This window comes from Sinorhizobium fredii USDA 257 (assembly GCF_000265205.3).
GTDB classification, from domain to species: Bacteria; Pseudomonadota; Alphaproteobacteria; order Rhizobiales; family Rhizobiaceae; genus Sinorhizobium; species Sinorhizobium fredii_B.
Window position 1 is genome coordinate 1,786,851 of sequence record NC_018000.1, and the last position, 21,387, is coordinate 1,808,237.

General features: G+C 61.6%; 22 protein-coding genes. 15 read left to right on the forward strand and 7 right to left on the reverse strand.

Features of this window, described 5'->3' with window-relative positions; translation table 11 throughout:
- Positions 1-2: 2 nt before the first annotated feature.
- Entirely contained in the window at positions 3-1,445 is a 1,443-nt protein-coding gene (locus USDA257_RS08225) for a GMC oxidoreductase (protein WP_014762456.1), read from the reverse strand.
- 108 nt (positions 1,446-1,553) lie between these two features.
- Positions 1,554-2,249 carry a sugar transferase gene (locus USDA257_RS08230; protein WP_048657360.1) on the reverse strand — a complete coding sequence of 232 codons (696 nt, stop codon included), beginning with the start codon at positions 2,247-2,249 and terminating at the stop codon, positions 1,554-1,556.
- Between the two features lie 299 nt (positions 2,250-2,548).
- On the opposite strand from USDA257_RS08230, the gene USDA257_RS08235 reads away from it, so the two are divergent.
- The 4 genes from USDA257_RS08235 (at position 2,549) to USDA257_RS08250 (ending at position 5,588) form a co-directional block, all read left to right on the forward strand.
- Positions 2,549-2,890, forward strand: coding sequence for a 4a-hydroxytetrahydrobiopterin dehydratase (locus tag USDA257_RS08235; protein ID WP_014762459.1), 342 nt, complete (start codon positions 2,549-2,551; stop codon positions 2,888-2,890).
- Positions 2,891-3,441: 551 nt separating this feature from the next.
- Complete coding sequence (locus USDA257_RS08240; protein WP_041414003.1) at positions 3,442-3,666, forward strand: hypothetical protein; 225 nt, start codon at positions 3,442-3,444, stop codon at positions 3,664-3,666.
- Between the two features lie 640 nt (positions 3,667-4,306).
- Entirely contained in the window at positions 4,307-5,173 is an 867-nt protein-coding gene (locus tag USDA257_RS08245; protein WP_014762461.1) for a Hint domain-containing protein, read from the forward strand.
- 178 nt (positions 5,174-5,351) lie between these two features.
- Positions 5,352-5,588 (forward strand): hypothetical protein, encoded by a 237-nt coding sequence (locus tag USDA257_RS08250; RefSeq protein ID WP_014762462.1) that lies wholly within the window; start codon positions 5,352-5,354, stop codon positions 5,586-5,588.
- A gap of 8 nt (positions 5,589-5,596) precedes the next feature.
- Here the strand turns inward: USDA257_RS08250 and USDA257_RS08255 are convergent, their stop codons facing one another.
- Positions 5,597-6,034, reverse strand: coding sequence for a helix-turn-helix domain-containing protein (locus USDA257_RS08255; RefSeq protein ID WP_041414004.1), 438 nt, complete (start codon positions 6,032-6,034; stop codon positions 5,597-5,599).
- A 386-nt stretch (positions 6,035-6,420) separates the two neighbouring features.
- Here USDA257_RS08255 and USDA257_RS36910 point away from each other — a divergent pair, with 386 nt between their 5' ends.
- Positions 6,421-6,636 carry a hypothetical protein gene (locus USDA257_RS36910; RefSeq protein WP_014762464.1) on the forward strand — a complete coding sequence of 72 codons (216 nt, stop codon included), beginning with the start codon at positions 6,421-6,423 and terminating at the stop codon, positions 6,634-6,636.
- A 188-nt stretch (positions 6,637-6,824) separates the two neighbouring features.
- Positions 6,825-7,175 (forward strand): low affinity iron permease family protein, encoded by a 351-nt coding sequence (locus USDA257_RS08265; RefSeq protein WP_041414006.1) that lies wholly within the window; start codon positions 6,825-6,827, stop codon positions 7,173-7,175.
- 145 nt (positions 7,176-7,320) lie between these two features.
- Here USDA257_RS08265 and USDA257_RS36730 read toward each other — a convergent pair whose 3' ends face one another.
- Both USDA257_RS36730 and USDA257_RS08275 read right to left on the reverse strand, forming a co-directional pair.
- Positions 7,321-7,512 (reverse strand): hypothetical protein, encoded by a 192-nt coding sequence (locus tag USDA257_RS36730; protein ID WP_014762468.1) that lies wholly within the window; start codon positions 7,510-7,512, stop codon positions 7,321-7,323.
- 189 nt (positions 7,513-7,701) lie between these two features.
- Positions 7,702-8,778, reverse strand: coding sequence for a LacI family DNA-binding transcriptional regulator (locus USDA257_RS08275; RefSeq protein ID WP_048657459.1), 1,077 nt, complete (start codon positions 8,776-8,778; stop codon positions 7,702-7,704).
- A gap of 89 nt (positions 8,779-8,867) precedes the next feature.
- Between USDA257_RS08275 and bglB the strand changes: the two genes are divergently transcribed.
- The 9 genes from bglB to USDA257_RS08320 all read left to right on the forward strand — a co-directional run bounded on the left by bglB (position 8,868) and on the right by USDA257_RS08320 (position 19,692).
- Positions 8,868-9,968 (forward strand): beta-galactosidase BglB, encoded by a 1,101-nt coding sequence (gene bglB / locus USDA257_RS08280; protein ID WP_014762470.1) that lies wholly within the window; start codon positions 8,868-8,870, stop codon positions 9,966-9,968.
- Positions 9,965-10,801 carry a 5-dehydro-4-deoxy-D-glucuronate isomerase gene (kduI, locus tag USDA257_RS08285; protein WP_014762471.1) on the forward strand — a complete coding sequence of 279 codons (837 nt, stop codon included), beginning with the start codon at positions 9,965-9,967 and terminating at the stop codon, positions 10,799-10,801. The genes bglB and kduI overlap by 4 nt, the downstream gene beginning before the upstream one ends.
- Positions 10,798-13,281 (forward strand): hypothetical protein, encoded by a 2,484-nt coding sequence (locus tag USDA257_RS08290; RefSeq protein ID WP_014762472.1) that lies wholly within the window; start codon positions 10,798-10,800, stop codon positions 13,279-13,281. The genes kduI and USDA257_RS08290 overlap by 4 nt, the downstream gene beginning before the upstream one ends.
- 88 nt (positions 13,282-13,369) lie before the next feature.
- On the forward strand, positions 13,370-14,638 hold the full coding sequence (locus USDA257_RS08295) for an ABC transporter substrate-binding protein (RefSeq protein ID WP_014762473.1): 1,269 nt from the start codon (positions 13,370-13,372) through the stop codon (positions 14,636-14,638).
- A gap of 159 nt (positions 14,639-14,797) precedes the next feature.
- Complete coding sequence (locus USDA257_RS08300) at positions 14,798-15,826, forward strand: carbohydrate ABC transporter permease (RefSeq protein ID WP_014762474.1); 1,029 nt, start codon at positions 14,798-14,800, stop codon at positions 15,824-15,826.
- Positions 15,823-16,875: a carbohydrate ABC transporter permease gene (locus USDA257_RS08305; protein ID WP_014762475.1), complete on the forward strand. Its 1,053-nt coding sequence runs from the start codon at positions 15,823-15,825 to the stop codon at positions 16,873-16,875. Before USDA257_RS08300 ends, USDA257_RS08305 begins: the two co-directional genes overlap by 4 nt.
- A gap of 10 nt (positions 16,876-16,885) precedes the next feature.
- Positions 16,886-17,968, forward strand: a complete 1,083-nt coding sequence (locus tag USDA257_RS08310; RefSeq protein WP_014762476.1) for an ABC transporter ATP-binding protein — start codon at positions 16,886-16,888, stop codon at positions 17,966-17,968.
- Positions 17,952-18,710, forward strand: a complete 759-nt coding sequence (kduD, locus tag USDA257_RS08315) for a 2-dehydro-3-deoxy-D-gluconate 5-dehydrogenase KduD (RefSeq protein WP_014762477.1) — start codon at positions 17,952-17,954, stop codon at positions 18,708-18,710. The genes USDA257_RS08310 and kduD overlap by 17 nt, the downstream gene beginning before the upstream one ends.
- Positions 18,711-19,098: 388 nt before the next feature.
- A complete protein-coding gene (locus tag USDA257_RS08320) occupies positions 19,099-19,692 on the forward strand; it encodes a DJ-1/PfpI family protein (RefSeq protein WP_014762478.1) in 594 nt (197 codons plus the stop codon).
- Between the two features lie 66 nt (positions 19,693-19,758).
- Here the strand turns inward: USDA257_RS08320 and USDA257_RS08325 are convergent, their stop codons facing one another.
- Both USDA257_RS08325 and USDA257_RS08330 read right to left on the reverse strand, forming a co-directional pair.
- A complete protein-coding gene (locus USDA257_RS08325) occupies positions 19,759-20,946 on the reverse strand; it encodes a M24 family metallopeptidase (RefSeq protein WP_014762479.1) in 1,188 nt (395 codons plus the stop codon).
- A 20-nt stretch (positions 20,947-20,966) separates the two neighbouring features.
- Positions 20,967-21,380: a cupin domain-containing protein gene (locus tag USDA257_RS08330; RefSeq protein ID WP_014762480.1), complete on the reverse strand. Its 414-nt coding sequence runs from the start codon at positions 21,378-21,380 to the stop codon at positions 20,967-20,969.
- Positions 21,381-21,387 lie beyond the last annotated feature (7 nt).

Here is a 21,387-nt window from a genome sequence, read left to right on the forward strand (position 1 = left end):
CTTCACATGATGAGACTTGCTGCCCGCAGCGAAAGGGCGGCCGCGGTCAGGCTAGGATTGGCGCAGGAACAACTCGGAAAGGTGCTCGTGCCCACGATCAGGAGGTTGCGAAACGAGTGATGGACCAGGTTGCGATCGACGACGGAATCGGTTGGATCCCTTCCCATGCGCAGCGTGCCTTGGACATGCGATTCCGTTCGCCGCAGACCGCGGTCGATAATCTTCTCGACCGGCAACGGACGAAGAAGGTCCGGCAGCTTTTCTCGGGCGCGCGCCATACCCTCGACCGCATAGCTGGCCGGACCCTTATAGTGGATGAAGGCGTTGTCATTTTCGTCGAGGCGGACGGAATTCTCCGCCTCGAGCAGGTCCTCGGTGACGATCACCAGAGGTAGCGTCTGTCTGAGTCGCCCCTTGTCCGGACGCAGCCCATGCTGCCAGCGATTTTCGAAATAGACGAGAGCTGCGGCATGCCTGGATCTGTGATCCCCGTCATAGAGGCCGAAATTCAACCCCGTGGTGATCGTGCTGCCGTCGAAGTTGTCGACTCCATCGAGATAGACTTCCATGTTCCAGCCGTAGGACTCGTGTAACCCGTGTCCAACGAACTCACCATCGAGATCCGATCGCAGCATGATCGCGGCGCTTTGGATTCCATTAGCGCCGAGGATGAAGAGGTCGCCGGTAACCACGTACTCCTTGCCGCCATGCCGAAATCTGACGGCGCGAACCGAGCCTGCGGCATGGTCCAGCCGACGAACTTCCGATCCCAGGCAGACCGCCACGTCCGGATGCTCGAAGACATGCATCAGGCCGTTGTTCGCCGTGAACTTCGCGTCCGCCGGGCAGAGCCAGCAGCGAAGCGATGCACAGCAGGACGGACGCTGTTGCGTCGCCAATCGCGCGCGTGCGGTCGGCATGACAAAATGCTGATCGGGCTGATCCGCTTTCATCATCCGGTCTGGCGTTGACATGCGATGGGGCGGCTGGGGAAAGGCCATCGAACGCGGCATGATCGTAGCCATGTCCGGATCTCCCGAGATCGACATGATCGTCTCCGCCTGACAATAGAAAGGCTCCAGATCGTCATACGTCATCGGCCAATCCTGCCCGACCCCGTAAAGGCTCTTCAGCCGGAAATCGTTCGGATGCAGCCGCGGCGTCTGGGCGAACCAACAGTTTGTCCCCCCGCCAAGGCCGATGGTGTAGTTCCACGGCTTGGGGGAATTGCTCCGGTAGGTCTCCTCGTCCTTCAGATCCGTATTGGCTCCATGCTCGAGTTGCCAGGCGTGGGAATTGTGTCGCCCCCATTCCAGCAGGAGAACACGGGCTCGGCGACGCTTCTGAAAAGCGTGCAGGAAAAAAGCCGAGCCGAAGCCGGAACCGATGACGACGACATCGAAATGCTCTCCGGCGACCTGCTCGGATCGAACATCGAGGACCAATTGACTAGCCTTTCTTCGAAAGCGGGAGGCAACAGGGCGGCCGTTCCCGGCACACCGTCCGGGAGTTCAAAGCCCACGCGATGCAGCCGGTTTTCTGGCGTCTACACCCTAGCCTCCACGCGAGAAGCAGATGGCAGAGACAGTTTTGACGATGATGCGCAGGTCCGCCACCAGCGACCAGTTCTCGACATCGCGGCGTTCAAGTGCGGTCCAGCCAGCGTCGGAGCCATTCTCACTCCTGCTCGCACACGGACCGACCAAGCCTGGGCGCAATCTCCCATAGAAATCCGCGGCATCCCGGCACATCTGCGGTTCACCTGGCGCGAGTGGGCGAGTCCCGACAATGCTCATATCGCCGCGGAGAATGTTGATGATCCGCGGCAGCTCGTTGAGACCAAGCTTCACAAGAACCGCCCCGACGGGCGTAAGGTACGACTCGTATACGAGCGGCAGATGGCTCGTCCTTGCGGCAGTAGCCTGCGCGCTGTTCATGGTCTCGCTGGTGGTGCGGAACTCCAAGCAACTGAACACACGCCCGCCTCGCCCGACGCGTGGATGGGTTTGAAAGGGGGAACCCCGATCAGCAACCATGACAAGAATGCAGATCAACAGGAACAACGGGCTGAGAAGGACGAGAACCAATGAGGCGCCCGCTAAATCAAACCCGCGCTTTACTACGCGACCGACGGGATATCGGGGCGCTCGTTGGAAACCCCGAATTAAAACAATACCCCTCATTGCACAACCCCAAGCGGTATTGACTATCACAATGCACCTTAGCAAAAAAATTCCGCATTGCAACATAAAGTTTGGTTTTTCGCGTGCGCAAGGACGCGGGTAGTATTCCGAACTGCAAACGGCAGCTTGGCCGCCGTCAGCGCACGCTGATCTCGTTTGCGACCGATCGCCGAGCAGAGCGTTCTGGCGTGAAGTTCGAACGAACTTTCCGAGATCGCGGTCGGAGCACGGAACGGCCGAAGCCGCCGAAGCGTTCTGACAAGCGGCGGGAAACCGCCAACGAGCGTCTTGCCGCCCACTTCGCAAAGCCTCTGCGACCAAATACGGGGGGCGCTGAGCGGAGCGGCTCCAGAACGGAGGAATTTATGACCGAGAATATCGCTGAAAAGTCCTGCACGCCCTGCCGCGGCGGCATACCGCCGCTGACCAGGGACGAAGCCGCCGGATACGTTTCGCAGACACCAGGCTGGGATCTCCTTGACGACGGGCATCTGATCCGCCGCAAGTTCAAGTTCGACGATTTCAAACAGGCGCTGGCCTTCGTCGACAAAGTTGGGCAGCTGGCGGAAGAGGAGAGGCATCACCCCGACGTCTGTTTCGGCTGGGGCTATGCGGAGATCTCGCTGCAAACCCATAAGATCAAGGGCCTGCACGAAAATGATTTCATTTTGGCGGCGAAGGTCAACCAGCTACCGAGATCATCCTGAATTTCAAGTGAGGCCGGCTTGCAAAATCGGCCTTGCCGCGACTGCGCCTTTTCGGGAATAGGATTGCCGGGCGTCGGCACCTCTGGGGCGGGGTTTACCACCACCTGTTTTCCGGTATGCGCTCTATCGCACATGTATCGCGAAACGCGCGTGGCATGTGCATCGGACCTTTGGCCCATATTAGCCCGGACTAAAGTCCCGCGAACCGCCCGAGGGGGAACTTCAGAACGCAATCTTCGTTCTCTCCCCTGCTGAAGGGAGCGAAAGGATGTCTCTCCGCGATGGCCACGAAACGCATTCAACCGCATTCCCGATCAGCCTGCTTCTGCTCGCAGTAGGCGCCATCCTGGCCTACTTGGCGATTGCTGGGGCTTGGTCTGAGACCAGGACCGAAACAGCCGTCTACACGCCGCAAATTACAGATAAATCGAAGCCGCACTGAGATCGGGCCGCGACTTGGAAACTGGACACGGGACGACGCGAAAGGCCCCTTCTTTCAGGAAGCCATCACAGTGGAAAGTTTCGCTGCGTCGGGTTGGGAGGAAACCGCAATGGCCAAGCGTTTAGCAAAGACGATTTCGCCAACGAAAGACAAGGAGGCCGAGCTTGTCGAGCAGGTCGTTTCAGATTGGTGCAAAATGCATCAAGTGGATCCGATAAGCCATACGGCTGTGATGGAGGGACTGAGAGTTCTCTACATGATCCGAGAGTTTGATATGACCGACAGAGAGGAGCTTCTGAAGGAATTAGCAGCGAGCGACGAGGACGGCCCTTGAGCCACGTCAAGTCACCGCGGACGGGTAGAGCACCTAAAGCGCACAGCGTGCGATTCGCCTTCAGCATACTGCGCACAGCTCGTATTCACCCCCTGATCGCATCGGCTGCCAGGCTCCAAACGGAAGATGAAGATGGCCAGCCGCCGCTCCAGCACGACATTTGCTATTCAAGTGGTTCGCATGCCGTCCTAGACCAGCCACTCCGCTGCAGCGATGGCTAGCGCCAAAAACAGAGCTGGCGCGCCGAGCCGAAATAACAAGTGCAACATTTGAACGCGCCTTCGATTTACGCCGGCGGAGTGCATTCGACCGATCCTTCAGTTCATGCTCCACGATGAAAAGGCGCCCGCTGGTAGGCGGGCGCAATCGCATGATGCCTTTTGCTCCGCTTTGGGGCACGCTTTGCATGCGGGGCAATCGAACATAACGACTCTGGCTCATGACGGTTCCACATCAGGCCATCCTCTTTCGATTGCGCCGACCCCCGTCATCTCGGTTGAAGATCATCACCGCCGCCTACACCGGAAGTGGTAAGCTCATCGTCAGCCGTTAATCGGAACAATCGAAGAGTGAAATTCCCGCAGGGATTACAAGGGCAGATAATGTCAAGCTCAAACAGAAAACTTGGGAGAAAATGACGATGACCACCAAGGACCGAGGCGCGCAGATCAATGAGGCGAGGCGTCATGTGCTCGGTTTAGCTGTGGCGATAGGAGCCCGGATTGTCACGCTGGGCGCACCCGCTGCAACAATACTTTCGGCGTCCTCGGCCGAGGCCGGCGGCAAGGCCTGGTGGAAGATCGGAGGACGGGGCAAGGGCCATGAAGCGGCGCCCGGTAAGGGTAATGGTAATGGTAATGGTAATGGACCAATGTGTCTGCTGAGCGGCACTTCCATCAAGACACCAGCGGGCGAGACATGCATCGAGGACCTTCGCATCGGTGACCTTGTCGAAACAGTGCGTGGTCAAGCGCTGCCGATCAAGTGGATCGGTCGCCACGTCTACCGCCGAAGCGGTGCGAAATGGAAAGGGGCCGTGGTTCCGGTCCGCATCGCGCGCTTCGCCTTGGACGAGCACACGCCTCGCAGGGACCTTTATGTCACGCGCGGCCACGCCCTGTTCGTGGACGGCGTTCTCATCACAGCTCAGGATCTCGTCAACGGTACCTCGATCAAGCAGGCCCTCCCCGATGCGCGAGACACGATCGAGTATTTCCACATCGTGCTCGACAGCCATGAAGCGGTGCTGGCTGAAGGAGCTCCGGTTGAGACCTTCCTGTTGGAGGACCGCAACTACGAGCGTTTCACGAACTTCGTAGAATTCGCACGGCTCTATCCCGACGACGTCGCAGCCACAATGACACCGTTCGCACCAATCGTCGGCTATGGCTCCAGGGAGCACCTCAAGGCGCTGTTGCGTTTAGCTTCGCCTCGGCTCATTCGGCCGTCGCCGCTCCAGCAAACTTACGAGCGAATTGCGGCACGTGGAGTTGAACTCGCCGGCTGATCCGGCTGACAAGGATGAGGAGTGTCCACGCCGGCTAGCCCCCGCATCCGGCGTGGCACGGGCCCCAGAGCATGGCCCACAAATCCCTCCGGTCAGCTCTGGGGCCCGGTCCGCTCGGAAGCCGCGTCCGGCGTCTCTACTCCAGCCCCCAATTAGAGTCGAGCGGGAGAGACCTGCCTTGAATCATCTTTCTGATATCAATGACATGACTGATGACGAGCTGCGGGAGATCTGCATGCTGGCGGTCGGCGTCTGCGCAACCGACGAAGCGATGGACGAGTCCCTGCCGCCTTTTTGGGGCGAGGTCTTGAAGGAGGTTCTTGCACGCGGCTGGGGCGGTAGCCGCGAGGCGATCATCAGAGACACGATGCTGGAAATCGAGTGCTTCCGAGGAGGATCGTCCGGAGCCGCATAGGAGCGCAGCTATTCTCCAGCATCCTGCTTTCGATTGCCTTCTCGCTCGGCAATCCGCGTGACTAGACCGAGATAAGCACGTCTCACCTCACTATCGTTGATCCGGGCGAAACCCCGATTGAGAGCACGCCCCATCGGACTCGAGACAAAGTCCGCCAACGATCGGCCGGCGCTCAGTCTGGCGTTACCACTGTCGTCTCTCGCGGACGGGATCTCGAAGAAATACGAAAGCGGGACTTCGAGCACGTTTGCAATCGACTGGAGCCGGCCTGCGCCAACCTTGCTGCGACCGGCCTCGTATTTTTGCACCTGCTGGTATGTCACGCCAAGTGCCTGCCCGAGATCGGTCTGTGACATTTCCATCGATACTCGCCGTGCACGAATTCTGCGGCCAACTTCGGCATCAATTGGATCTGGCTTTCTTTTCACCCGGGGGCTGCTGGACAAAGGAATCTTTCCTGGAGATTGAGCCCCAGAGCGGCGCCGAGAAGGGACTATTGGGGCTCTGCTCTGGGACCGTTGCGGGTCCATGCGACCAGCGGCTGCCAGGCGCCCGGGACTCGCAATCTCTTGCAGAAGGCGTGGAGACCTTGGGCAGGTGATGATGCGGAAGAACCCCAGAGCTCCCCAGAAGGGGTGACGAGGGCGACGCTCTGGGGGTCCCACGTCCGACGCCTTCTACGATATTTTCAGAGAGCACCGTCAGCAAGCGGCCTCAGACCTTTGGCCGTCGGCATTGGACCTCTGGCCATACTCGTCGGGCCAAAGTCCTATGGAAAGGAGATGGCTGGGCTAGAAAACAGGCCATGTGCACAAGGCGGGATGTCGCTACGGTGTTCATCGTAGTCGCAGCGGCACTCGCCGGACTGGGCTCGATCGCGACCATCACGACGACGGCAGATGAAATTGATGATCAAAGAGCCCTGCAACGTCGGGAGCCGTGCAGCGCGGCAGCCGCCAGAGGAAATCACCACCAGGATGAAGGTTACCGCCGCGCCCAGGAAGCTACCGAACTTTGTCTCCGGGACGAAAGCGTCAACTCGATGTAGAGTTGACCAGCCACATCGCGGGACGCCGGCGCTGCTCCCGCGATGCGACGCGAAACAAGAAACACCGGCAACACACCGATGGTGGCGGTCGACGTATTGCAGGCGCATATCCGCGAGAACGGGTTCCTACTTCGAACCAGATCTACATTGGCGCGTTAATCAGATCACCTACATGCGGAGAACTGATAGTGAATCAACTGCTTTTTCGAATGGCTGATTTTCTTTCTCGCCCTCCCGGCTTCTATTTCGTGATCCTCGCGATGGCTGGCAGCACCGCCTTCATACCTTTCGGCTTCACAAACGTCATCACCTATGCTCTGTCGGTCGCAGCAATCGTGGTCACCAGCATCGTCTTGATACAAGGCTACCGCGACACGGCGGCGATCCACGCAAAGCTCGACGAAATCATCGTGTCAATGCGCGAGACCCGGAACGAGGTGGTCGGCCTTGAGCACGAACAGCCGGAGCAGATTTCGGCGGCAGTCAAGCGGCTCGAAGAGGAAGCTGACGGACAAGACCAAGCCAGGACCACTATCTAGCGGACTTCATATATGCTCCTCAGTCCTCGCCGCCTTGCGAGAAACTTTCATTCGGCCTGACGAGCCGCCGGCTCCGCGCAGCGGCAGCCGACGCAGATCGCGACCGTCGATGACTTCCGCCAACGTCGCCGCCGCATGCAGGCGGTCATTTCGGCCAGCCCATGGCGATGTCGTGGGGCCCGATCCACGCGCCAGGATCTTTGAAGTCGATATTGCCGCGCGCGGTCCCCTCCGACGCGTTCATGAAGAACCTGTAGGCCAGGACTCCCGAATGACCTTCGGCTTCGATCCGCTTTGCCAGCGCGCCTACCGCACTCTCGAAGTCTTCCGGCGGCATCAAGCTCCGGGTCGTCGAGGGTCAGTCGTGACTGGGTGAGGCTGTCACGTGCAAGACGCGCTGGGAAACGCCCCCTTCGATACGCCGGTCTCGGAGCGGTCGCTTCGACAGATGAGCCATTTGACAATGGAAGCGAGAATGACGACGGCGAGGTCGTGTTGGGCGGACCAGCGAGGTTCAGAGGACCTATTAGCTCGCCGGCGCCTTTCCCGTCGATGCTCGCTCGACCAAATGACAGGCGAGCTCCACGCGGCGCGGCGGCATGGGCAGGCCGGAAAGATTGTCGCGCAGCAGGTCGAGCGCGATCGAACCGATCTCGCGCATCGGAATGTGCATCGTCGTCAGCGGAGGGTTGAGAAAAGCCGCCTGCGGCAGGTCGTCCATACCCATCACCGAGACATCGCCGGGTACCGAGAAGCCCAATTGCCGAATGCCGATCATCGCGCCCACGGCGAGGCTGTCGCCAGCAGCCAGCACCGCCGTGAAATCCAGCCCCCGGGCCGAAATCCGTTGGGAAATCGCCTGCGTCGCCAGTTCCGGTAGCCAGTCGTCGACGGGGACGATCAGATCATCCGTTGCCAGCAGTCCTTTCGCCAGCAGTCCATCGCGCCAGCCTTCGAAGCGCCGCTCGATGGTTCTGCGGCCGGGCCGCATGAGAAAGAGGATGCGGCTATGGCCGAGACCGATGAGGTGATCGGTTGCCAGCCGTGCGCTCGAGCGGTTGCAGGGGGTGACGCTCGATAGCCTCATGAACGGGTCGTCACCGTTGAGCAGGACCACTGGCTTGTCGAAGTCGCGCGTCGCGGCAAGCATGCCCTCGTCATCAACGGTGAGGAACAGCAGGCCGGCGACCTGGTCGTCTTGTTGGGCCTCCTTCAGCACGGCCAATTCCTCGTCCCGATCCGCGATCGGCCGGGTGACGATCTCAAGGCCGAGTGTCTGCGCACGATCCTTCAGGCCCTCGAGCACGTAGAGGGTGAACTGGTTGCGCACATAGTCAATCATTGCCGCGCTCGATGCGGCGAGTATGACCTTCTGACCGGCAACCGCCGTCGGGATGACATAGTTCGCGTTCTTTGCCGCTTCGAGGACCTGATGGCGGATCTCCGGGCGAACACCTTTTTCGCCGGCCAGAGCGCGTGATGCCGTGCTGAGAGAAACACCGCATGCCGCTGCGATGTCCTCAAGACGGACACGCTTGCTCTTCTTGCCACGCTTGCCGGATGGCGGTTTCGCGATCACTTCACTGCTCCTTTTCGCAATCATGGGAAAAATTTTCAGATTGCGCAAGAAAAAACCTCGTGGCTTTATTTTCTCCGAGGAGCCGCGCAAGCGGTGTACATGGGAGGAACGTCATGGGTCCGAATGCCCGCGATATTCGCGTTGGTCTCGATCGTCTTGTCGCCGGCATGACCGGCCTCAAGCATGAGGGTCGTTTTCACGAGCCGAACCTCGACGGGACCGCTGGTGACTACATCAGCTTCGACAGTTGGGAATGGCCACAGGGCGTCGGTCTCTACGGCCTGATCAGACTCTGGCTGTTCACCGGCCGCGACGATCTACGCCAGCTCGTCGAAAACTGGTATGAAGCAAGGCTTGCAGCGGGCCTGCCCGAGCTCAACGTCAACACCACGGCGCCGATGCTCGGCCTCTCCGTGCTTTGGGCAAAGACCGGAAATCCGCGGTGGAAACCGGTGCTCGACGGTTGGGCGGACCGCGTGATCGCGGAAATGGGGCGCACGCCGGAAGGCGGCTTCGAGCATCATGTCTCCGATAAAGTCAACGACAACGAACTGTGGGACGACACGCTCTATATGGTGGCGCTTTTCCTCGCCTCCTACGGCCACGCGAGCGGCCGGCGTGAGCTCGTCGACGAGGCTTCGCGACAATTCCTCGTCCATGCCCGCTATCTATCCGACCCTCAAACCGGCCTCTGGTTCCATGGCTGGACGTTCGACGGGCGGCACAATTTTGCGCGGGCACGCTGGGCACGCGGCAATGCCTGGATCACCGCCGGCATTCTCGATTTCTTCGACCTCGCCGAGATCGCCAATCCGGTCAGGACCTTCCTTGAAGGAGTCCTTATCAGCCAGGTCGACGCGCTTCTGCCACTGCAGACCGCATCTGGCGCCTGGCGCACCCTTCTCGACGACGCGAGTTCCTACGAGGAGATCTCGGCCACCGCGGGGATCGGCTACGGGCTGCTCAAGGGCCACCGCCTCGGCCTCGGCACACCCGCCTGGCAGACTGCCGGCTTGAAGGCGCTCGAGGCAGTCATGAACAATATCGACGAGAACGGCACCGTGCTCAACGTCTCCTACGGGACGCGCATGGGCCATGATCTCCAGTTCTATAAGGACATCCCGATCCAGCCGACAGGCTATGGGCAGGCGCTGGCGATCCTGTGCCTTTCCGAAGCCCTCCAGCATGTCGGTGCAGAAGGACAGGCGGTATGATGATGAAGATTTTGTACGGGGCCGGCCCTGAGGACATCAAGGGCTACGATACGGAGCGTCTGCGTCGCGAGTTCCTGATCACGGACCTCTTTGCCCCGGATGCGGTAAACTTCACCTACACCCATGTTGATCGTCTGCTGATCGGCGGTGCCGTGCCGGTCGCGAAAAGCCTGACCTTCGGATCCGGCGCCGAAATCGGCACGCCCCATTTGCTGTCGGCACGAGAGATGGGCGTCGCCAACCTCGGCGGCAGCGGCACGGTCATCGTCGACGGGCAGGAATTTACGCTTCAAAACCGCGACGTTCTCTATGTAGGACGGGGTGCAAAGGAAATCACCGTAGCGAGCCAGTCCGCCGATGCGCCGGCGCGCTACTACATGAACTCCGTTCCGGCTGGCGCCGATTTCCCCCACCGGCTGATCCCGAGGCAGGAAGCCAAGCCGCTCGACCTCGGCGACGCCAGGCGGTCGAACAGACGCCGCCTCGCGATGTACATCCATCCGGAAGTGGCTCCCTCCTGCCTGCTGCTGATGGGCATCACGGATCTGGCCGAAGGCAGCATCTGGAACACAATGCCACCGCATCTGCACGAGCGCCGCATGGAGGCCTACTGCTATTTCGACATGGCAAGCGAAGACCGGATCATCCATCTGATGGGCCGTCCCGAGGAAACGCGCCACCTCATCGTCGCGGACGGCAACGCGGTGCTGTCACCGGCGTGGTCGATCCATATGGGTGCCGGCACCGGACCCTATGCCTTCGTCTGGGGCATGACCGGAGAAAATCAGGAATACAACGACGTGAACCCCGTTGCCGTGGCTGAGCTCAAATGACCGATACGACGTTCCACCTGAAGAAGAATCTCGCCGCGGGCGAAGCCATCCGCTACTGGCAGCTTGGCGCGATCGCCGAGGAGCGTTTCGACGTGCCGGACCAGCCTATGAATGGCGAGATGGATCCCTTCTTCTTCCTGACCAAGCACAAGAACTTCATTCCCCACGAATATCCGTGCCGCACGATCTTTGCCGAGCGCTATCGCGGCAAGCGGCCGGACGTACGCGGCGCTTTCGAAGCCACGCGCTGGTGGTTGCCGTTCGGCTCGCCGCGGCTCGATCTCTCCGGCTTCTGGTTCCGCCCGACGCGGCTGTCGACCTGGGCGCGGACCTATATCGAGGCGGAAAACGCCGGGACGGCGAAGGTCCGTCTCGGCACCTGCGGCGGGGCGGTCCTCTGGATCAACGATGCCGAAGCGGGCTGGATGGCCCCCTATAGCCGCAATCTCGAGGCTCGGGCCGAGTACGACCTGCCCTTGAAGGCCGGGCTCAACAAGGTCGAGATCTTCTTCGACGACCTTGCCGAGCGCGACGCCCGCTACTTCTTCCAGCTCGACTACCTCTCGGGTCCCGTGGCCAGCGTAGCGCTCCCCGTTCCTTGCGAGAGCGAGGCAGCAAGCAGGATCGAGGACGTGCTCGACGGCATGCACTTCGACCGCCCCGCCTATTTCGAGGGCGACATCACGCTGCTTTTCGCCACACCGCTCCCGCTTGACGTCGGGGTCAATGTTGCCGTCGAAGGCGATTTCATGTCGACCGAGCGTTTCGACCACGACTTCGTGCTGAAGGCCGGCGAACGGCGCCTCGTCATCGGTCCTACCGAGAAGGCGCCAGCCGATTTCCGCCATTTTCGCATCACGCTCGATGCCGGCGGCTTCGTCGCATCGCGCTCGCTGGGCGTGGAGATCTGCCACGCCGGCCGACAGGGTGAAGCACCGTCGTCGCTTGCGGCTCGCATCACTGAAACGCTCGACGAGGTTTCCGAATTCTCCGAGCGCGACACAGTGCGCGCCTTCGCGCGGCTGGCGAGCGGGCGCCCGGGCGCGGACACCGACGCGATGATCGAAGAGATCCTGCCGTCGATAGAGGATTGCCACGACTGCGCCGATTTCTCGCTCGTGCCGCTGATCTGGTCCCGCACAGTCTGGGGCAAGGATATCGGCGAGCGGACGCGCGCCCGCATCGATCATGCCATTCTCAACTTTCGCTACTGGATGGACGAGCCAGGCAACGATGTGCAGTGGTACTTCTCCGAAAACCATGCATTGCTGTTCCATACCTCGGCCTATCTTGCCGGCCACCTTCTTCCGGGCGCCACGTTCCGCCGCTCCCGCCGCAAGGGCGAGGAGCAAAGGGCGGTCGGCGCAGCCCGGGTGAGGGCTTGGCTCGACCATTTCGAAGCCTGGGAAATGGCGGAATTCAACTCCGCGCCCTATTTCCCCATCGACCTCAAGGGACTGACGGCGCTTGCAGCGCTTTCGCCCGATGCCGACATCGCCGAGCGTGCCAGGAAAGGTATCGTGCGACTGTGCGAGATAATTGCCCGCTCCGCCCACCACGGCATGATCACCGCCGCCCAGGGGCGCTCCTACGAACACACGCTCTGCGCCGGCCGCTCGCTCGAGCTTTCGGCCGTCGCGCGCCTGCTCTGGGGCAAGGGCTGGTACGGCCGCCGCGTGCACGCGCTGCCGCAGCTTGCCGTCTGCCTGCGAGATCACGGCCTCGTCGTGCCGGAAAGCCTGGCAGCGGTTGCCTGCCACCAGGGCGACGAGCACCAGGAATGGCGCTTCGCCCAGGGCGAAAACCGGTTCGCCGCACTCTATCACTACAAGGGACGGAATTTCGCGATGGGCTCTGCCAGCCACTACCGCTGGCGCGAGTGGGGCTATCAGGAGACCGTTCTGCATCTCAGGATCGGCGAGCGTCCGGAAGCAGCGGTCTGGATCAATCATCCGGGCGAGACGATCCAGTTCGGGTACGGCCGACCTTCCTTTTGGGGTGGTTGCGGCGCCCTCCCTCGCGCGCACCAGTACAGAGGGTTGGCCGTACTCGACTTTTCGACCTTCGAGGAGCAGCCTGATTTCACCCACGCCTGGTTCCCGATCGCCGAGTTCGACGAGAGCGCAATAAGAGGCAAGCGCGCCTTCGCGCGTAGTGGACGCGGCGCCGTCGCCCTCATCGGCAGCGGTGACCTGGAACTGGTGCAAGTCGGCCCCTCGGCCAAGATGGAACTGCGCCAGTACGGCCGCAAGACACGCTGGATCGTCCGGGTCTGCGACGCCACCAGGATCGAATCCGTCGAAACGAGATTTGCCGGCCTTTCGGTGGAGGAGACCGAGGAGGGCACGCTTGTCATCGATGATCCCGATTACGGCCGTGTGGTGTTCCGCAAGGACGGATCGACGTTGGCCGAGGGCCGCACAATCGCACCGCTGGATTTCCCGGTCGCCGGCGAGGTCGCCATGCTGACCGCGGGATGACGATCCGGGCGCCGGTCGGGAGAAACCGGTGCCTGTCCAAAAGGCGAGCGGGAGAAGGCTCGCGCATCAAGAGGAGGAGGAGAAGATAATGACCAAGACAGGGACAATGCTCGCGGCTTTCGCCGTCGGACTTCTGACGTCCACGGCCGCAATGGCCGGCGACGTGCGCATCATGTGGTATTCGGACGGAGTCGAAGGCGAGGTCCTCAAGGATCTGCTCGACCGCTTCATGAAGGAGAACCCGGGGATCAACGTCATCCTCGACAACGTCTCCTACAGCGTCGTTCGCGAACAGCTGCCTGTGCAACTCGAGGCCGGAAACGGCCCGGATATTGCGCGCGTCACCAACCTGAAGGCCCAGAGCCAGCACTGGCTTGATCTTCGCCCGCTTGTTGCCGATGCCGCCTACTGGGACGCGAACTTCGGCGACCAGGCCGACTGGATGCGCCCGGACGGCTCCACCCAGATTTCCGGCTTCATGACGCAGATCACCATCGCCGGCGGCTTCGCCAACAAGACGCTGTTCGACCAGGCCGGTGTCGCGATCCCGGGCAAGGATGCGACCTGGGACGACTGGGCGAAGGCGGCGAAGCAGGTCGCGGAGAGCCAGCAGGTGCCCTTCCCGATGGCGCTCGACCGCTCGGGCCATCGGCTTAGCGGACCGAACCTCTCCTTTGGTGCCAACTACATCGGTGCCGACGGCAAGCCGGCGCCGCTTGACAAAGGCTCGAAAGCCTTCCTCGAAAAGTTCGTCGGCTGGATCGCCGATGGCACCATGAGCAAGGACGTCTGGGTGTCGGCCGCCGGCTCCACCTATCGCGCCGCCGCCGACGACTTCATCAACGGTCAGCTCGTCTACTATTATTCCGGCTCATGGCAGATTCCGAACTTCTCCACCAAGATCGGCTCGAACTTCGACTGGGTGGCGACGGGCAGCCCCTGCGGACCGGCGAACTGTACCGGCATGACCGGCGGCGCCGGGCTCGTGGCGGTCAAGTACACGAAGAACCCCAAGGAAGTCGCCAAGGTGATGGACTACCTCGCCCGCGAGGACATCGTGAAGGAATTCTCGGAGCGCACGTTGTTCCTGCCCGCGCATAAGGGCGTCCTTGCGAAGGGGCTCGACTTCAAAACCGACGACCCCCAGGCGAAAGCTGCGCTCGCCGAATTCATCGACGCAAGCAAGACGCTGTCCGATCTCGCCCGCAAGCTGCCCGGCTGGCACTGGTCCGATACGGTCTATGGGGCCCTCGTCACCCGTGTGAGCCAGGCTGCCGCCGGCGAGATGCCGCTCCAGGAGGCGGTCACCCGCATCGATGCCGACATTGCCGCCAAGGTGAAGGATTCGGGTCTCTAGACACGGTCACCAAAACGCGGCCGACGGCACCAAGCCTCCAGGACGGAGTGCGCCGTCGGCCACGCGCCATCCGCGCGCCACAGCACGTTGAAGCGCCAGATACCGGGCTGTGACGCAACTTATGGTCACTCGCTATCTGCGTCGTCAGGGAGGCAAACGATGAAGGCAGAAACTCCTAGACCGACCGGCTCGGGTTTCGGCGAAGCGATCATGATCCCGGTCCGTCTCGCGATGGGCCTGATCGACGCACCCCTGCGCTGGGTGCAACGCAAGCTTGGCCTTGGCGGCATGGCGGCCTTTTTCCTGCTGCCCAACATGCTGATCTTCGGCATCTTCGTGCTGCTGCCTTTCTTCATCAACTTCGCCTATTCGATGACCGGCGGAACGGCGCTCTTCCTCGACGACCGAACCTTCGTCGGCACGGATCAATACGTCCGGCTTTTCGATTGCTCAAACTATCTCGACCCGAATAGCTGCACCGAGGACACCTTCTGGACCGCCGTCGGCAACACTGCCTGGTTCGTCGTTCTGCAGGTGACGCTGATGATCCTCTTCTCGCTCGTCACCGCGCTGATCCTCAACCGCGAGCTGATGGCGCGCAGCTTCTGGCGAGCCGTCTTCTTCTTTCCCGTCCTTTTGTCCCCCGTCGTCGTCGGCCTGATCTGGAAATGGATCCTGCAGCGGCAGGGCCTGTTGAACTTCGCGCTCTACGGCTTCGGGTTCCAGCCTTATACCTGGCTCAACGACCGCAACTGGGCCTTTGCCGCAGCGGTCGGCGTCTCGATCTGGGCGCATATGGGTTTCTACACGCTGATCCTGCTTGCCGGCCTGCAGGCCATCCCGAAGGATCTCTACGAAGCAGCCGAGATGGACGGCACCCGGCCGGCGCGCGCCTTTTGGCGCATCACCTTGCCGCTGCTCATGCCCAACCTGCTCGTCGTCATCGTGCTCGTCCTCATCCGAGCCGTGCAGATCTTCGACGAGGTCTACGTCCTCACCGGCGGCGGTCCGGGCACCAGTACGCTCTATCTCACGCAATACATTTACGAGACCGGTTTTGCGACGCAGTTGCGAAACCCCGGCCTTGCCGCAGCCGCGTCGATCCTCATGGGCGTCGTGCTCATCGTCCTGACACTGATCCAGCTTGGACTCGGCCGCTCCAGTGAGAAAAATGGGAGCCGCAAATGAGCAGGATTGCCGCATTCATCTTCCGACGCAAAGGCCGCAACGGCTGGCACTGGACGGATATCGTAACCTGGATCTGGTTGGTCGGCGGCCTTTTCATCATGTTCGGCCCTGCCGTCTGGCTCGTCGGCTCGTCCTTCAAGTCGCCGGCGGCGCTCGCCGAATTCCCGCCGACGATCCTGCCCTATGTCACCCAGAAGGCGACCGTCGACGGCTATGACAAGCCACTTGATCTCTACGACGTGACGCTGCCGGACGGCAACAAGGCGGTTTTGGCCGAGGTCCGCCGCATCGGCGTCATCAGCCAGATGGTCGATCCGGAAAAACCGGGAGAGATCATCAAGGTCAACATAGCGCAGCGCAAGCCGGTCAGGACCATGGCTTTCGCGACGACCAACTATACCGAGCCGTTCATCCATTTCGACTTCGTGCGTTACCTCTGGAATTCTGTCTTCGTGACTGTGACGGCAACGCTGATCACCCTCGTCGTCAACTCGATGGCAGCCTTCGCGCTCAGCAAATACGAATTCCGCGGGCGAAGCTTCGCAATGCTCCTGATCCTCGCGACGCTGATGGTGCCGCTTTCGGTCATCATGGTGCCGCTTTATTCGATCGTCTCGGCACTCGGCCTCTTCAACAACCTCTGGGGCGTGATCCTGCCGACGGTGGCAACGCCGACCGGCGTATTCATCCTCCGCCAGTACATGCTTACAATTCCCGACGAATTGATCGACGCCGCACGCATGGACAAGGCCTCGGAGTGGCAGATCTACTGGCGCATCGTCCTGCCGCTGACGGCGCCGGCTCTTGCCGTTCTTGCGATCTTCTCCGTCGTCTGGCGCTGGAACGATTTCCTCTGGCCGCTGATCGTGCTGTCGCGCAAGGAGCTCTATACGTTGCAGGTCGGCTTGAGCATCTATTCCGGCGAACTCAACGTGCAGTGGCACTTCATTCTCGCCATGACCGTCGTGACCATGATCCCGGTCGTTCTGGTCTTCATCTTCCTGCAGCGCTTTATCACCACCGGCATTGCCGGAACCGGACTGAAATAAGGGGGGCACCATGGGCCACATCAAGCTCAGCAACGTGACCAAGTCATTCGGCGCCGTCGACGTGCTTCATGACATCAACCTGGAGATCAAGGACGGCGAGTTCGTCGTCTTCGTCGGACCGTCCGGCTGCGGCAAGTCCACGCTCCTGCGCACGATCGCGGGCCTGGAAAAGCCGACGGGCGGCGAGCTTGCCATCGACGGCAAGGTGGTCAACACGGTGCCCGCCGCTGATCGCGGGCTCGCCATGGTCTTCCAGTCCTACGCGCTCTATCCCCATATGAGCGTGCGCCAGAACCTCGCCTTCGGCCTCGAAAACACCAAGATGCCCAAGGACGAGATCGCCGAGCGTATCGCCGAGGCGGCGCGCATGCTCGAGATCGAGCCCTATCTCGATCGCCGGCCCGGCCAGCTTTCCGGCGGGCAGCGCCAGCGCGTCGCAATCGGCCGCGCAATCGTGCGCCGGCCGGTCGGCTTCCTGCTCGACGAGCCGCTGTCGAACCTCGACGCCGAACTCCGCGGCTCGACGCGCGCCGAACTTGCGGCGCTGCACGCTCGCCTTTCAGCCACGATGATCTATGTGACCCACGACCAGATCGAGGCGATGACGCTCGCCGACCGGATCGTCGTGCTCCGCGCCGGGCGGATCGAACAGGTCGGCACACCTCTGGAGCTCTATAACCGGCCGGCAAACCGCTTCGTGGCCGGCTTCATCGGCTCGCCGCACATGAATTTCCTCGAAGGCATGGTCGAAGCGGTTCCTTCGCAGAAGGCGATCGCGACACTCGCCGGGGGGCATCGGCTGGAGCTTCCGGTCGGCGCCGACATCGAAACGGGATCGCGCATCACCCTCGGCGTCAGGCCGCAGCACATCGCCCTCGGCGCCGGCGACAACAGCATTCCGGCAAAGGTCAGGCTCGTCGAGGCGCTCGGCTCGGAAACGGTGCTGCATGCCGACGTCGCCGGACAGAAGGTTCTGGTCGTCGCTCCCGGCCAGCACGACCTTTCGCCGGGTGCCGACATCGACCTGTCGCTATCGGCCGCCCCTATCCATCTCTTCAACGAAAGAGGGCTTCGCCTTGAACGCGCTGTTTGATCTTACCGGCAAGACGGCACTCGTGACCGGCGCCCGGACGGGCCTCGGCCAGGGAATGGCATTGGCGCTCGCACGGGCGGGCGCCAATGTCGCGGCGCTCGGCTCCTCGCCGATGGCACAAACAGCAGAGCTGGTTCAGCAAGCGGGCGTACGCTTCCGCGCCCTGCAGGTTGACCTGTCGAAGCCATTCGACGCGGCCGCGCTTGTCGACGAGGTCGTAACCGCCTTCGGCGGCATCGACATCCTCGTGAACAATGCCGGCATCATTCGCCGTGCCGACCTCCTCGACTATACCGAGGAAGATTGGGACAGCGTCATCGACGTCAATCTGAAGGCTGTATTCTTCCTGTCGCAAGCGGTCGCCCGGCACATGGTAGGGACCGGACGCGCCGGGCGGCTCATCAACATCGCCTCCATGCTGACATTCCAGGGCGGGATCCGCGTCCCGGCCTATTCCGCTTCGAAGCACGGCGTCGCGGGCCTCACCAAGGCCATGGCGAACGAACTGGCCCCGCATGGAATAACCGTTAACGCCATCGCCCCGGGCTATATGGCAACCGACAACACCGAGGCGCTGCGCAATGATGCCGAGCGCAACGCCCAGATTTCGGCACGCATCCCGATGGGGCGCTGGGGCACCCCGGGCGACCTGAGCACCGCGGTCCTCTTCTTTGCCTCCCCAGCCTCCGCCTATGTGACCGGTACTGTGCTCCCTGTCGACGGCGGCTGGCTGGTTCGCTAGTGCTGCGTTCTTCCGAGGGCTACCGTCCAGCGAAGCTCTGCCATCAATGCGAAGCCGCCGTACCCGATCCAGGCCCTAGAAGAATCTCGGCGCGCGAAGCAAATTGAATCTAAGTTGAATCTATAGTTATTTGATACCGCCGGATGCCTGACAGCGTTTGGAATTGGCACGCGCAGCCGGGCTGGGAAAGACGCGGCCATCAACGCCCGCTGAACCACCGCCTCCAGTTCGCAAGAAGATTGGTCTCGAGTTTAGACTGAGGCTGTGGGTCTGGAATAAATGTCGCAAGCGAGCATGTCACGAAGGCGGAGCCCGCCGGACTGAGAAACCAATCCATGCAGGCGGATGGAGTCCGTCCGCGGCTTTCAACCACGAGGAGGAGAAGACTATGCCAGGCAAGAAGATTCTCATGCTTACCGGTGATTTCACCGAAGAATACGAAATCTTCGTCTTCCAGCAGGCCATGGAGGCCGTCGGTCATACGGTCCATGTCGTCTGCCCGGACAAGAAGGCCGGCGACATACTGCGGACCTCCCTGCACGACTTCGAAGGCGACCAGACCTACACCGAGAAACTCGGCCACAATGTCGTCATCAACAAGACGTTCGCGGAAGCAGAAACTCAACTCGACGAGTATCACGCCGTTTACTGCGCCGGTGGCCGCGGACCGGAATACATCCGCACCGACAAGCGCGTGCAGGCCATCGTGCGGCATTTCCACGAAAAGCAGAAGCCGATTTTCACGATCTGCCACGGCGTACAAATTCTGGTCGCCGTCGACGGTGTCGTGCGCGGCAAGAAGGTCGGCGCTCTGGGCGCCTGCGAGCCGGAAGTCACGCTGGCCGGCGGCACCTATATCGACCTCTCCCCCACCGAGGCCTATGTCGACGGCACGATGGTATCGGCAAAGGGCTGGACGGCCCTTGCCGCCTTCATGCGGGAGTGCCTTAAGGTTCTCGGCACCGAGATCTACCACAATTGATGGACTGCGAGCCCGGCTCACGATCGTGCGCCAGGCTCCGTCTTCCCGCAGGAGTTTCGCCCGCCGCTATAGCGCGCCGCGGTTCCAGCCGCGCCCTCTGTTGCCGAACATCTCGTATCCGTCCTTCGTGACGGCGAGCGTGTCCTCGAGCTTGATGAAACCGCGCTTCGGGTGAAGCATCGTCGTTTCGACGGAAATGACCATGCCTGCCTCCAGAGGTCGATCCGCGTCGACGCCTTCATAGGCGACCGGGTGGTTGGTCATCAGGAAAGGTGCTTCGTGGCTGATGAGACCCATGCCGTGGCAGAAGAAGTCGGTAAAGGCGGCCGAAGGCGAGCTTTTCAAAACCTCTTCCGCCGCCGCAATCATTTCGCGGCCCGAAGCCCCGGCCGTGATCCTGGCGAAGGCCGCCTGCTGGATCGACTCGACTTCAGCTAACAGATCCTCGAGCTCAGAATCGGGCTCGCCGAGCACGCCCATGCGGCAAAGGTCACCGATATAGCCGTGATAGTTGCCGCCGGAATCGATCGAAAGCACCTCGCCCTTCGCCCACGCCTGCGGCGAGGCCGCACGGTTGTGACTGGCGCCGAGGGTCAGCAGGCAATACTCGAAATGCAGGCCGCGATTGGTCTCCTCCCGCCTGAGGCGTTCAATGATCTCCGCCTTGGTGGATCCCTCCCGTGCCGCCGCGATGGTGGCGAGCATGGAATCGGTGATCAGCTCGGAGGCAAGCTTGAGTTTTTCCAACTCCTGCGGCGTCTTGATAGCGCGCAGTCGCTCGAGCGTGTGCGTCGCGTCCACAAAACGCGAACCCTCAAGACGAGAAGTAAGCAGGTCCCGCGCATCGGAGGGCAGGAAGGGCGGCTCGATGCCGATGCGAGCACCCGCCTTGCCGATCTTCTTCAGGTGCTCGACCGCGAGCGCTGCCGCATCGAGCGTACCCCAGGTCGCAGTATGGACGGCGGGCGTCCAGAAGGGGTTGTTCTGATGTTCTCCCCCTTCCATGCGGTTGCCAACATAGGCTGAGTGCTCGGGTGAGCCCTTCTCATAAACGACGATCGGCAGATAACGGCTGTGGCCGATCGCATCCATTGCGGCGAAGAAGATGAACTTGTAGCCACCCAGCAGGTACTGCGTATTGTGCTTGGAGGTGGCGAGCAGCACGTCGATACCCGCCTCCTCCATCAGCCTGTCGAGTTTCGCCGCATCGAAGGGCGGTTCCGCCGCCTGCGCTTCGCTTGGACTGATGTTCACGGGTTTTCTCCTGTGCGCCTTCAGGTAACAGGCGGGATTAATCGGAAATCCGGCAGGTCGCGAAGCGCGCGCTCGGGGCCGGCAGGCGAATAGACGACAAACAGTTGCATAGGACCGGATCCCGTGTTCTTCGTCGAGTGGAACCGGCTTTCCGGTACATAGACCGTGCAACCGGGCCCGACCTTCTGCGTCACCGGATTACCGTTCTCGTCCTCCACCATTTGTTCGCCCTCGCCCGAAATGACGAAGATGATCTCCTCAGAGCCGGGATGATTGTGACGCGCATGCCCCTCGCCGCTCGGCAAGTCCACCACACCACCCGAGAAGCGCTCGGCCCCGTTGACCTCCGGCGCGACGGTAAGCGCAAGCCGACCCCAGTCGAAGCCGAAGCTCGCTACATCCATCGGGTAGAGAAAATATCTGTCCTTCGCCATGCCGCGG